At 58.8% G+C, this 12,758-nt stretch carries 13 protein-coding genes; 11 read left to right on the top strand and 2 right to left on the bottom strand.

From position 1 onward, the window contains the following. The first annotated feature begins 124 nt into the window (after positions 1-124). Both ACZ5A6_RS20100 and ACZ5A6_RS20095 read left to right on the top strand, forming a co-directional pair. Positions 125-727 carry a hypothetical protein gene (locus ACZ5A6_RS20100; protein WP_004431289.1) on the top strand — a complete coding sequence of 201 codons (603 nt, stop codon included), beginning with the start codon at positions 125-127 and terminating at the stop codon, positions 725-727. 214 nt (positions 728-941) lie between these two features. Continuing rightward, positions 942-1,088 carry a DUF1127 domain-containing protein gene (locus ACZ5A6_RS20095; RefSeq protein WP_004431290.1) on the top strand — a complete coding sequence of 49 codons (147 nt, stop codon included), beginning with the start codon at positions 942-944 and terminating at the stop codon, positions 1,086-1,088. 442 nt (positions 1,089-1,530) lie between these two features. On the opposite strand, the gene ACZ5A6_RS20090 is transcribed toward ACZ5A6_RS20095, so the two are convergent. Next, positions 1,531-1,974: a response regulator gene (locus ACZ5A6_RS20090; protein ID WP_004431292.1), complete on the bottom strand. Its 444-nt coding sequence runs from the start codon at positions 1,972-1,974 to the stop codon at positions 1,531-1,533. 378 nt (positions 1,975-2,352) lie between these two features. Here ACZ5A6_RS20090 and ftsZ point away from each other — a divergent pair, with 378 nt between their 5' ends. The 3 genes from ftsZ to ACZ5A6_RS20075 all read left to right on the top strand — a co-directional run bounded on the left by ftsZ (position 2,353) and on the right by ACZ5A6_RS20075 (position 5,290). Next, positions 2,353-3,315 carry a cell division protein FtsZ gene (ftsZ, locus tag ACZ5A6_RS20085; protein ID WP_019566702.1) on the top strand — a complete coding sequence of 321 codons (963 nt, stop codon included), beginning with the start codon at positions 2,353-2,355 and terminating at the stop codon, positions 3,313-3,315. Between the two features lie 202 nt (positions 3,316-3,517). After that, positions 3,518-4,216 (top strand): GntR family transcriptional regulator, encoded by a 699-nt coding sequence (locus tag ACZ5A6_RS20080; protein WP_004431295.1) that lies wholly within the window; start codon positions 3,518-3,520, stop codon positions 4,214-4,216. A 108-nt stretch (positions 4,217-4,324) separates the two neighbouring features. Then, on the top strand, positions 4,325-5,290 hold the full coding sequence (locus ACZ5A6_RS20075) for a dihydrodipicolinate synthase family protein (RefSeq protein ID WP_013761087.1): 966 nt from the start codon (positions 4,325-4,327) through the stop codon (positions 5,288-5,290). 112 nt (positions 5,291-5,402) lie between these two features. On the opposite strand, the gene ACZ5A6_RS20070 is transcribed toward ACZ5A6_RS20075, so the two are convergent. Beyond that, positions 5,403-6,440 (bottom strand): Ldh family oxidoreductase, encoded by a 1,038-nt coding sequence (locus ACZ5A6_RS20070; protein ID WP_111788460.1) that lies wholly within the window; start codon positions 6,438-6,440, stop codon positions 5,403-5,405. 326 nt (positions 6,441-6,766) lie between these two features. Between ACZ5A6_RS20070 and ACZ5A6_RS20065 the strand changes: the two genes are divergently transcribed. The 6 genes from ACZ5A6_RS20065 to lhpI all read left to right on the top strand — a co-directional run bounded on the left by ACZ5A6_RS20065 (position 6,767) and on the right by lhpI (position 12,753). Next, positions 6,767-7,573, top strand: a complete 807-nt coding sequence (locus tag ACZ5A6_RS20065) for an ABC transporter substrate-binding protein (RefSeq protein WP_013761084.1) — start codon at positions 6,767-6,769, stop codon at positions 7,571-7,573. 71 nt (positions 7,574-7,644) lie between these two features. Further along, positions 7,645-8,310 carry an amino acid ABC transporter permease gene (locus ACZ5A6_RS20060; RefSeq protein WP_111809841.1) on the top strand — a complete coding sequence of 222 codons (666 nt, stop codon included), beginning with the start codon at positions 7,645-7,647 and terminating at the stop codon, positions 8,308-8,310. A 12-nt stretch (positions 8,311-8,322) separates the two neighbouring features. After that, the gene (locus ACZ5A6_RS20055) at positions 8,323-8,976 is read left to right on the top strand and encodes an amino acid ABC transporter permease (protein WP_004431304.1); all 654 of its coding nucleotides are present in this window, start codon (positions 8,323-8,325) and stop codon (positions 8,974-8,976) included. Next, entirely contained in the window at positions 8,969-9,691 is a 723-nt protein-coding gene (locus tag ACZ5A6_RS20050) for an amino acid ABC transporter ATP-binding protein (RefSeq protein ID WP_004431309.1), read from the top strand. Before ACZ5A6_RS20055 ends, ACZ5A6_RS20050 begins: the two co-directional genes overlap by 8 nt. Next, positions 9,691-10,932 (top strand): NAD(P)/FAD-dependent oxidoreductase, encoded by a 1,242-nt coding sequence (locus ACZ5A6_RS20045; protein WP_111796648.1) that lies wholly within the window; start codon positions 9,691-9,693, stop codon positions 10,930-10,932. The genes ACZ5A6_RS20050 and ACZ5A6_RS20045 overlap by 1 nt, the downstream gene beginning before the upstream one ends. A gap of 111 nt (positions 10,933-11,043) precedes the next feature. Next, the gene (gene lhpI, locus ACZ5A6_RS20040; RefSeq protein ID WP_111789967.1) at positions 11,044-12,753 is read left to right on the top strand and encodes a cis-3-hydroxy-L-proline dehydratase; all 1,710 of its coding nucleotides are present in this window, start codon (positions 11,044-11,046) and stop codon (positions 12,751-12,753) included. Positions 12,754-12,758: the final 5 nt, after the last annotated feature.

Genomic DNA, 12,758 nt, shown 5'->3' with positions numbered 1-12,758 from the left:
TAGCCCGTTTTCCAGCATTTGCGAACGAGTTGAATTAATTGTGTTCGGTAACGGTATGTTCGCCCTCCGGGAATATGCCTATGAGGACGGTTGGGTAAAAGAGGGCTTTGTTGAGGAGTAGCAAATGAATATCGCAGGACGTCTGTCACTCACGGCCATGATCGCACTGGCCACGACACCATCCCTCGCATCGGAGGATATGGCTTCGCAGACGAGTGAAGCGATATTTGGTTTCGGTGGTGTTTTAACGAAAGAAGACATGTTGAAAAGCGCTGCCCTCGTTCCCGTGGAATACGAAAAGAATGCCATTCTGGGTGGCGGTTATCAGTTCTATCCCTATCGCATCGGCAATGTGAAGCTGGGCGGTGAAATCGGCGTTGCCGTCAGGTTTGGCAAGGGGTTCACCGGTGAAGTCTGGGCAGGACCTGTCGCGCGTTATGACAAGATCAGGCTCGGGGAACGGTTGTTCGTTTCGCCGAGTTTCACGGCGGGTCTGAGCCTCGTCTCGGATGCGCAGCCGGGGCGGGAGAGGCAAGAAGAAATCAAGGACAACGGCAACGCCAATGTCCTGTTTTACCTCGGCCCGGAAATCAACGTTTCCTTCAGCGAAGAATCCTCGACGGAGTTCTTCTGGCGGCTTCACCACCGTTCCGGCGGCGGCAAGACGCTGGGCAATATGAAGGGCGCGACGAATGCCAATGTGTTTGGCGTTCGCTACAAGTTCTGACGACGTGGTGTCGGTAGTGGCCCCCGATATGACTGAATTTACGCCATACTTCTGTTTTTCCGCGCCCCTCGGAGGATGACCTTTGCACTCAGCGCATGGGTGGCCTGCCTTATTCTGTCTGTTCTTTGGTCCCGACAAGGCGCATATAAGGGACATCAAAGGACGCCGGAACGAAACGTTACTGACGTCGCCAACACCTTGAAAGGGTAATGTCATGAACGTAGCACGCAGCTTTAATAACTGGCGCAAGTATCGTCAGACCGTCAACGAACTGGGCCGCATGAGCAGCCGCGAACTGCACGATCTCGGTATCGACCGTAGCCAGATCAACAGCGTCGCCCGCGCCGCCGTCGGCAAGTAATCAGGCAGCTATTGCCGCTTTTGAATGACTAAACGCCCGCTTCGCGGGCGTTTTTGTTTTTGGCGAACCGTCGACGCTTGTGTCTCCCACGGGGCATGCCGTGCAAAGGCGAAAATCAGCCTGTTGCATTGATGTTTCGGGTTGGAAAAATCGCCATGCGTTTGATGCATGTCTGAGGTGCAAGCTTGTGTCTGTGAAATGCAGAAAAAAATCATATCTTCAAATCATCGAAACGGATGTACCTCCTCCCACATTCTTTCGGTAATGCGGGTGATCCTACTCCTCCTCCCAAGGATTGCCCCGGGGACAGCGGTTTCCTCCTCCCATATCGCTGTTCAATCTTTCAAGAAGCCTGCCGCACCTCCTCCCGCGGCAGGCTTTTTTGTTTTCAGCGCCGGGCGCCGTTTTCAGGCAACCCGCTTTTTATCTCCACGAGAATGGTTCAGTCGAAAGCCATCATGCCGATGGGCGTAACGGCACGGGTGCCCGCGCGCTTGGCAAGTGCGTAGGAAAGGCACTGTTCCACGGCGTCCTGCGGCACAGGTTTTACGATAACGCCTGCGCCGATACCGAGATTGACCACCACTTCCGGATTTGCCGTCATGAAGATCACCACGACGCCGTGATCCTGCGAAAGCCGCCTCCCGATCTCCGGGCCGGTCTGGCCGTCGGCGAGATTGACGTCTACAAAGGCAATATCTGCGCGGCTGCCGAGTGCCACGGCCTGATCCAGCCGGTTGGCGATGCCGATGACGTCAGCTTCCTCTTCCGCCTGCATAATGGAATCTTCGATATCCATAGCGATGAGAAATTCGTCCTCCACGATCAGCACACGCGGTTGTTCCGTGCGGAAACCCGGTTCGTTTTGCAGGATGTATGCGGACATATGACTGCCTCCATTCCATGCGCTTTAGCGCGGTCGGAAGGCAAACACCTGCCGAAGCAACTCGTTCCAAAGTGAGATAAACATGGTGAATACAGTGTAAACGGACCGGCTTTTCGGCTATCACCTCTAGATAGCGAAGCAGTTGATTCGGTTTGGTTTTCATCCGGGGAAGGGGTCGGAGACAGTCGCCGTAGCGCATCTTTCGCCCCTGGAGCACAAGCCTTTAGCCGCAAGCGGGGCAAAGGCTTGCATGCAAATTCAAAGCGTTACAGCGTCCTTCACGCGCCAGGAAGGACATGCAGGAACGTTGCCGATCATTCGCGTGCCGCGGTTAAAAAACGGCGCGAGACCCTATGAGTTTAGAAAGAGAATAAGACGATGACCCAGTCTCCGCGCGCTCCAATCGCCCGCAATACGCCCAATATCGCTGTTATCGGCGTCGGTGGCGGCGGCGGAAACGCGATCAACAACATGATCGACGAGGGCATCGGCGGCGTTGATTTCATCGCCGCCAACACGGATGCGCAGGCGCTGAAGAAAACCAACGCGCCAAGGCTCGTGCAACTCAGCTCCGAACTTACAGGCGGGCTGGGTGCCGGGGCTGATCCGGAGGTTGGCCGGCAGGCGGCAATCGATTCGCTTGACGAGATCATGGATCACCTCAACGGTTACGACATGTGCTTCATCACCGCCGGTATGGGCGGCGGTACCGGCACCGGTGCTGCGCCCGTCATCGCGGAAGCGTGCCGTGCGAAGAACATCTTGACCGTCGGTGTCGTCACCCTGCCGTTCAGCTTCGAGGGCGCGCGCCGCATGCGTGCTGCCGAATATGGTTTCGCCAATCTGCTTAATACCGCCGATACCGTCATCGTCATTCCCAACCAGAACCTGCTGCGTATTGCGGATGCCGGCACGACCTTTGAAAGTGCCCTGAAGACGGCGGACAAGGTCCTGTCCCTCGGCGTGCGCTGCATTACCGATCTCATCCTGCGCGAAGGCCTGGTCAATCTCGACTTCGCCGATGTGCGTTACGTCATGAAGAATGGCGGACGCGCGCTTATGGGCACGGCGCAGGCCAAGGGTCCAAAACGCGCTTCGGAAGCGGCAGCCGCCGCCATCGCCAACCCGCTGCTCGGCGAACCGTCGCTGAAGGAGGCACGCGGCGCACTTGTGTCGATTTCCGGCGGTAACGACCTGACGCTTTACGAGATCGACGAGGCGATGACGCTTGTGCGCGAGGCAGTCAGCGAAGAGACCGATGTGGTGATGGGCGCGTCCTTCGATCCGACGCTGGACGGCGCTTTCAAGATTTCCGTCGTGGCCACCGGCCTGCGTAACTGAGGTCCCTACCTCGAAGCGGTGCTTTGTAAAAAAGCAGCGATGTCACAAATTGAATTATTGAAGCCGTCGCGGGTAATTTTCGTGACGGCTTTTTGTTGTTTTTGAACAATTATTCCGCCATTCGAGGGGCAGGTGCTGCAACGCGGCGTTGATATGGAAAAAATATAATAGTACTCTTTATGTCGACAAGAGGGATTTGGTTATGACGGATATAATTGCTTCTGCCGAGCGTAAGCGTGGCTCCGGCGTGAAGATGGTCTACGATCTGCTGCGCGACGAGATTCTCGATCTGGTTCTGCCACCGGGTAGTCCAATCGATGAGGTGCAGCTTGCCGAGCGGTTCAAGATGTCGCGCACGCCCATTCGCGAAGCGCTGGTGCGGCTCTCGGGCGAGGGGCTGATCGATACGCTGCCGAACCGTTCGACCATGGTGTCGAACATCGATTTCCTCAATATGCATACCTATTTCGATGCGCTGGTGCTGATGTACCGGGTGACGACCCAGCTTGCTGCCCAATATCACCGTCCGGAAGATCTGGCCGGCATCCGCGCCCATAATGCGGAATTTGCCATTGCGGTGGAAGAGCAAGACGCGCTGGCGATGATTTCCACCAATGCGGCCCTGCACCTTTCCATCGCCGAAGCCGGGCGCAACCCCTATTTCACCAGTCTGTTCAAGCGTCTGCTGGATGAGGGACGGCGCATCTTGCGGCTGTATTACCAGTCCTATGATGATCGCCTGCCGAAACGTTTCGTCGACGATCACGATGCGATCATAGCGGCGATCGCCGCGCGCGACACTGTTCTGTCCGAGAAACTGGCCCGCGAGCATGCCGAACAGATCGTGCAGCAGGTGCAGAAACTACTGGTGCGCAATGAGCGGCTGGAAATAAATCTGTAGCTTGTCGATTTCTTGTCGACAAATAAAATACAAGATTGTAATGTCCTTGTTGAAAGGGTGGCGCGGAGGTGCGTCCATTCCCGAAAAACTGTCCCTTAGGAGCTAGTAATGACGGCCAGCATTTTTTCCGGCGTGATTCCCGCCTTGATGACCCCCTGCAAAGATGATCGCACCCCCGATTTCGACGCGCTTGTCCGCAAGGGCAAAGAGCTGATCGCCGATGGCATGTCTGCCGTCGTGTATTGCGGTTCCATGGGCGACTGGCCGCTTCTTTCCGATGAGCAGCGCATGGAAGGCGTGGAACGTCTGGTGAAAGCCGGCATTCCGGTCATCGTCGGCACCGGCGCGGTCAACACGGCATCTGCCGTTGCGCACGCCGCCCATGCCCAGAAGGTTGGCGCAAAGGGCCTGATGGTCATTCCGCGTGTTCTTTCGCGCGGCTCGGTCATCGCTGCCCAGAAGGCGCATTTCAAGGCCATCCTTGCGGCCGCTCCCGAAACGCCCGCTGTCATCTACAACAGCCCCTATTACGGTTTCGCCACCCGCGCCGATCTCTTCTTCGCGCTGCGTGCGGAACACAAGAACCTCGTGGGCTTCAAGGAATTCGGTGGTCCGGCGGATATGCGTTACGCTGCTGAAAACATCACCAGCCGCGATGATGAAGTCACCCTGATGATCGGCGTCGATACTGCCGTTGTCCACGGCTTCGTCAATTGCGGCGCAACCGGCGCGATCACGGGCATCGGCAATGTTCTGCCGAAGGAAGTCATCCATCTCTGCAAGCTGTCGCAGGCCGCCGCCAAGGGCGATGCGGACGCCCGCGCCCGCGCGCTGGAACTGGAGCAGGCGCTCGCCGTCCTCTCCTCCTTCGATGAAGGCCCGGATCTGGTTCTCTACTTCAAGCACATGATGGTGCTGAAGGGCGACAAGGAATATACGCTGCACTTTAACGAGACCGATGCCCTCAGCGACAGCCAGCGCGGTTATGTCGAGGCGCAGTTCAAGCTGTTCAACAGCTGGTACGCCGACTGGAGCAAGCTTCCGGGTGCGGTTCAGGCCTGCAAGGCTGCCTGATTACTTTCTGCAGTGAAAAAGGCCCGCATTTGCGGGCCTTTTTTCGTTTTATGAGGTTCGATAGATATCCTTCGTCATGCCTGATTGGGTTCGGCATGACGAAGGACTGATGTCAGGAGACGGCGTCCATCCCCTGTTCCAGCAGCCGGTCGAGACCGGCGATTTCGGCGGCGGTCAAGGTAATGCCTTCGCTTTCCGATTTGGCGCGTGCAGTGAAGCGGCGGCCGGAGGGCAGGCGGGCTCCCTGGCCGATAATGGCGTCGAACAGGATTTCCGCCCGCTGGAAAGGATCGCCCGGACGGCCCTTGGCGAAGGCTTCCGGGGAAAAGGCGACGATAAGCTCGCCATGGAAGGGTGCAAGCGTTGTGGTGCCGAGATACTCCAGTACTTCGGGGCTGGTCAGGTCACCGATCATGATACCCGCGAGAAGCTCGATCATGGTGCCGATGGCCGAACCCTTGTGGCCGCCGAACGGAAGCATGGCGCCGGCAAGCGCAGCCTCCGGATCGGTCGTCGGGTTTCCGTCGGCATCCACGGCCCAGCCTTCAGGCAAAGATTTGCCCGCGCGACGGTGCAGTTCTATCTCGCCGCGCGCCGCAACAGATGTTGCGAAATCAAAGACATAGGGTGAAGTGTTCTTACGGGGCCAACCGAAGGCGAAGGGGTTGGTGCCGAGCAGCGGCTTGGTTCCGCCAGTGGGAGCGACGGTGGAATAGCTCGGGCACATGACCAGACCCGCTAGACCGTTCGCTGTCAGCCCCTCGACTTCCGGCCAGAGCGCCGAGAAATGCGTACAGTCATTGATGACGAGCGCGGCGATGCCGGTGCGTTTCGCCCGCTCCACCAGAACAGGCAGGCCAAGCTCGAAGGCGGGGTTGGCAAAACCGCCATTGGCGTTGACTTTCACGATCGCTGTGCCGTCGTCTTCGGCCACCTCCGGCATCGCATCGGGCTTAACCTTGCCTGCCTTGACGGTGCGCAGGGCGCCTTCGATGCGGTAGATACCGTGCGATTTGCAGGCGTCACGCTCACCGGCAACAATAACCCGCGCAAGCGCTCCCGCCTGCACGGCATTGAGCCCCGCCTTGCGGAAAATCGCTTCGACCCGCTGAAAAAGCCCGTCGATGGTCAATGTGGTGTTGTCGCTCATCATAATCCTCCGATATTGGGCTCGCACATTTTGAATACATAAAGTATACAACGGTCATTCTATTGCAACTCGTCTTTTCGGCATTCTGCGTCCGGTGCCCATTCCTGCCACAAGCGCCGGGATGAGAGTAGGGCAGACTTGCCCAACCAGGGCGCCATTTTCACGTGCTCTTCGGTCCCGAATTGCAAGCTCGCTCCCGTAGCACTGTTCGCTGCTGCAAAAATTCTTTTTGTATACTCATTGTATTTTTATGTTGATTTATCGCCTCCATGGGGAAATAGTGACCTCGCCTTCAATGGCAGAGCAATTCTGGGAGCAAATCAACAATGAAAAAATCGGTCATCGTCGCCGGCCTGCTGGCCGCCACTTTCGCTATTACTCCGGCCAAGGCCGACAAGCTTGACGACATCATTTCGTCCGGTACGCTGCGCTGTGCGGTCGTGCTCGACTTCCCGCCCATGGGCGCGCGTGATGACGCCAACAACCCGATCGGCTTCGATGTCGATTATTGCAACGATCTCGCAAAGGCGCTCGGCGTCACGGCTGAAATCGTCGAGACACCTTTCCCGGAACGTATACCGGCGCTGATGTCCGGCCGCGTCGATGTTGGCGTTGCCTCCACGTCCGACACGCTTGAGCGCGCCAAGACGGTTGGCATGACCGTGCCTTACTTCGCCTTCGAAATGGCTGTCACCGCCAACGACAAATCTGGCGTCAAGTCCTTTGAGGACATGAAGGGCAAGACCGTCGGCGCGACTGCCGGTACGTTCGAAGCCATTGCGCTCGAAAAGACCGTCAAGGAATGGGGCGTGGGCGAGTTCCGTCCTTACCAGACGCAGGCTGATGTGTTCCTCGCGCTCAGCCAGGGTCAGATCGACGCCACCGTTTCAACCTCGACCGTTGCACAGGCCAACGTTAAGACCGGCAAATTTGCCGGCATCTCGGTGGTCGGCAAGGCACCTTATGACATCGATTATGTCGCTCTCTTCACCAACCGCGATGAATATGGCTTCATCAATTACCTGAACCTGTTCATCAACCAGCAGGTTCGCACCGGCCGTTACGCCGAACTCTACGGAAAATGGGTTGGCGGCGAAGTTCCTTCGCTCACCGTCAACGGCGTCTATCGCTGATCGGAACTTTTCCCAAACGGCGCGGTCGGATCGATCGCGCCGTTGATCGTTTCTGAAAAGGTGAGACGGTTATGTTCAATTATACATTCCACTGGAATCAGGCGCTGAAGGCTTTGCCGCAGTTGCTGGACGGTGCGCTGGTGACGCTGCAGATCGCGGTCCTGTCGATGGTGATCGGTCTTTCCTGCGCCATCGTGCTAACCCTGTTCCGGCTTTCCGGTAACCGGATATTGGGTGCCATTGCCGCCGTCTGGGTGGAAATCGCCCGCAACACGCCGGCGCTGTTCCAGATTTACATGGCCCATTTCGGCCTTGGCAATTTCGGCATTCATCTCAGCCCCTATACGGCACTTCTGGCCGGCATCGCCTTCAACAATGCGGGCTATCTTGCGGAGAACTTCCGTGGAGCGCTGAAGGCGATACCGGATACGCAAACGCGCTCCGGCCGTTCGCTCGGCATGACGTCGATGCAGACCTTCCGCCTCATCATCATGCCGCAGATGCTGCGCGTCGCCTTCCTGCCTGCCACCAACCAGATGGTCTGGGCAATCCTGATGACCTCGCTCGGTGTCACCGTCGGCATGAATACGGATCTTGCCGGTGTCACGCAGGCCTTGAACGCCCGTTCGTTCCGCACCTTCGAATTCTTCGCGCTTGCCGCGGTCATCTATTACGTGATCGCCAAGATCGTCACGCTTGCCGCCAGATTGCTGGCCGCTCGTCTGTTTCGTTACTGAGAGAGGTGCGCCATGTTTGAAACCGCTCTCACCTGGAGTGATCTTGCCTTCCTTGCCAAGGGCGCGGGGATGACGCTTGCCGTCACCGCCGTTGCCGTGACGGCTGGCACCCTCATGGGTATCATCTTCGGTGTCATCCGCTTCCAGCTCGGGGCCTATTGGTCGCTGCCGCTGACCTTCGTGCTGGATGTTTTCCGCTCCGTGCCGCTCCTCATCCAGCTGGTGCTTGGCAATGCCTTCCAGTCGATCGCCAAGCTCGGCTGGCCGCCATTTACCACCTCATGCGTGGTTCTGTCGCTTTATACGGCGGCCTACTGCACCGAGATCGTGCGTGGCGGCATCGAAGCGGTGCCGTCGAACACGCGCCGTGCCTGCCGTTCGCTCGGCATGACCTGGTCGCAGGACATGCGCTACATCGTGCTGCCGCTTGCAACTCGCGTGTCGTTGCCCGCCTGGATCGGCCTGACACTTGGCGTCATGAAGGATTCGGCGCTCGTGCTGTGGCTCGGACTTATCGAGCTTCTGCGTGCCTCGCAGATCCTCGTCACCCGCCTGCAGGAACCGCTGACCATTCTCATGATCTGCGGCGCCATCTATTTCCTTATCAGCTTCCCCATCGCCCGTTTCGGCGGGTATCTCGAAAGACGGTGGTCCCCCAATGATTGAGATCGAAAACGTCCGCAAATCCTTCGGCCCGCTGGAGGTTCTGAAAGGGATCAACCTGACGGTCAACAACGGCGAGGTCGTCACTATCATCGGTGGTTCCGGCTCCGGCAAGTCGACGCTGCTGACCTGCATCAACGGCCTGGAGCCGATCGATAGCGGCAAGATCGTCATCGACGGCACCGAGGTTCATGCCAAATCGACCGACCTCAACAAGCTGCGTCGCAAGGTCGGCATCGTCTTCCAGCAATGGAATGCCTTTCCGCATCTGACGGTGCTTGAAAACGTCATGCTGGCGCCGCGCAAGGTGCTTGGCATTTCGAAAGAGCAGGCCGAGGAAATCGCGGTCAAGCAACTGACCCATGTCGGTCTTGCCGAAAAGCTGAAGGTCTATCCGAACCGCATGTCTGGCGGTCAGCAGCAGCGTATGGCTATTGCCCGCGCTCTTGCCATGTCGCCGGAATATATGCTGTTCGACGAAGTCACCTCAGCGCTCGATCCGATGCTGGTGGGCGAAGTGCTCGATACGCTGAAAATGCTGGCCGACGAGGGCATGACGATGATCTGCGTCACCCATGAAATGGCCTTCGCCCGCGATGTGTCGAACCGTGTCGCCTTTTTCCATCAGGGCGTGATGGCGGAAATCGGCACGCCGGATCAGCTTTTCGGCGCGCCGCAGCACCCCGAGACGCAGAAATTCCTGTCGAGCGTGCGGTAATGTCTGCAAACAATGTCATCGTCATAGGGGCCGGCGTTGTCGGCCTCTCGGCAGCTATTGCCGCGCAGGGACGCGGCCTTTCGGTCACGGTTATCGATCGCGAAGGCCCGGCGGCCGGCGCTTCCGCCGGTAACGCCGGTGCCTTCGCCTTCACCGATATCCTGCCGCTCGCATCCCCCGGCATTCTCTGGAAAGCGCCGAAGTGGCTTCTCGACCCGCTCGGGCCTCTCAGCGTACCGCCTGCCTATGCGCTGAAGATTGCACCATGGATGTTTCGGTTCTGGCGCGCCTGTGCCGCCTCGAAGGTTGAACATTCCACCGCCGCCCAGACGGCGCTGATGGACCTGTCGAAATCTGAACTTGAGCCGTTTCTCAGGAGAACCGACACGATTGCCATGCTGCGCAAGGAGGGCAATCTCCAGGTCTATGAAAGCGAAGCCGAATTCGAAGGCTCGCTTGCCGGCTGGAAGGCGCGCGAGCGTCATGGCATCGAATTCCGGCACCTCAATGCCGAGCAGATGGCCGAGATACAGCCCGGCATCGCACCGCGTTTCACCTGCGGCACCTTCACGCCCGGCTGGCATTCCATCGCCGACCCGAAGCTCTATACGCTGGCTCTTGCCGAGCATTTCCGCAGCATCGGCGGTCGTATCGAACGTCTCGACATCGCAGCGCTCAGGCCGCTGGAAGACGGTGTAGAAGTGGTGAGCCATGACGGGCGCACCCGCAAGGCCGGCAAGGTGGTGCTGGCGGCAGGCGCATTTTCGCATCGCATTGCCCGTTCGCTTGGGGAAAAAATTCCGCTGGAAACGGAACGGGGGTATAATACCACCCTGCCTTCAGGCGCCTTCGATCTGCGCACGCAGGTGACCTTCGGCGGGCATGGTTTCGTTGTCACGCGGCTTTCGACCGGCATTCGCGTCGGCGGTGCGGTGGAGCTGGGCGGGCTCGAGCTTCCGGCCAATTTCGCCCGCTCCGAGGCGCTTCTCGCCAAGGCGGCAAGTTTTCTGCCAGGCCTGAAAACCGAAGGCGGCAAACAATGGATGGGTTTTCGCCCCTCGCTGCCCGACAGCCTGCCCGCGATTGGTGCGGCGCGGCATACGGCGCGGGTGATCTATGCTTTCGGTCACGGCCATCTGGGGCTGACGCAATCGGCCGGCACGGCCCGCATCGTCGCCGATCTACTGACGGGGCAAAAACCCGCCATCGATACAAGGGCATTTTCGCCACAACGTTTCTAGAGAATTTTGGCTTTTCTCCGAAACGCAAAAATTCTCTGGTTTTTTTTATGCATTTTCCAGACGCAAAACCGCGACGCACTTTTACTGGAAATGCTTTTGGGGAGATTTTCGATGTCTTCTTCCGGTTCGCCAACAGCCGTTCCTCAGGCGCGCAGCATCCTGCCGGGCGCGGCTGAAGGCGTGGTGATCGCCACGACAGAGGCGCTGAGTTTCTGGGGCGGTGTCGATCCCGCCACCGGCAAGGTGATTGACGTGCACCACCCGCTGCACGGCGTCTGTCTCACCGGCGGTGTGCTGTTCATGCCGTCAAGCCGTGGCTCCTGCACCGGTTCTGGCGTTTTGCTCGATCTCATCCTGACGGGCCGCGCACCCTCAGCGCTTGTCTTCTGCGAGGCCGAAGACGTGCTGACGCTCGGCGCGCTGATCGCTTCGGAAATGTTCGGCAAGCCTTTGCCGGTACTGCGCCTGGACGCGGAGAATTTCGCGCAATTCTCTCAAGCCTCTCATGTGCGTATCGATGAAAATACCATTGAGGCTGATGGCGTTTCCCTCGCGATCGCGCCGCCTGCGACGACGCATCTCGATCTCAAGAATGACGACAGGGCAATGGTCGAGGGCCGCGACGGCATTGCCGTGCAGCAGGCCATGCGCATCATTGTCGCCATGGCCGCCCAGCAGGGGGCGTCAGCGCTCGTCGATGTCACGCAGGGTCATATTGACGGCTGCATCTATGCCAGCCCCGCCAATCTCACCTTTGCAGAGAAGATGGCGGAGATGGGCGCAAGCGTGCGCGTGCCGACGACCATGAACGCCATCTCGGTGGACAAGGCGCATTGGCGCGCGCAGGGCGTGCCGGAGGATTTCGGCGATCCCGCCGCAAGGCTGGCAGATGCCTATGTACGCATGGGCTGTCGCCCCACCTTCACCTGTTCGCCATATCTGCTCGACAGCGCGCCGCAGGCCGGCGACATGATCGCCTGGGCCGAATCGAATGCCGTGATTTTCGCAAATACGGTTCTCGGCGCACGCACGGCTAAACATCCGGATTTTCTCGATCTCTGCATTGCCTTGACGGGCAGGGCGCCATTGTCCGGCGTCTATCTTGAGGAAAACCGCCGACCGCAACGCATTGTCGATGTCGCTTTGCCTGAGGATATCAATGACGCCTTCTGGCCGCTCATCGGTTATCTCGCTGGCAAGGCAGCCCCCGATTGCATTCCGCTTCTGCGCGGTCTTGGCGCAGCAAAGCCTTCGCGGGATGATCTGAAGGCGCTCTGCGCCGCTTTCGGCACCACGTCTGCGGCTCCCATGCTGCATATCGGTGGCGTCACCCCGGAAGCGAGACTGGAGCCGGTCGAAACGGCGGAAACCGTCACAGTTTCGCTAGCTGATATGGCCGCAGGCTGGTCGCTTCTGAATGAGGGACCAGAGGATGTGCAACTGGTTGCCATCGGCAGCCCGCATGCCTCGCTGGAGGAATGCCGCGCGCTGGCGTCCGCCTTCAACGGACGCAGGCGTCATGCAAATGTTGCCGTCATCGTCACTGCCGGACAGCAGGTCATCGACGCAGCAGAACGGGACGGCACCCTGCAACGCCTGCATGACAGTGGCGTCCAGGTACTGCCTGATCTGTGCTGGTGCTCGATTTCCGAACCGGTCTTTCCGACCAGGACGCGCGCGCTGATGACCAATTCGGGCAAGTACGCCCACTACGGTCCTGGCCTCAGCGGCCGGGCAGTGCGTTTCGGCAGCCTTGCCGACTGTGTTGAAAGCGCACTGACCGGTCGTGCTATTTCCCGTCTTCCATCCTGGCTTTCCTGAGGAGC

Source organism: Agrobacterium sp. 6Ca8, assembly GCF_055382765.1.
The sequence above is the reverse complement of the archived record's forward strand: the minus strand, read 5'-3'. Positions and strand labels throughout refer to the sequence as shown.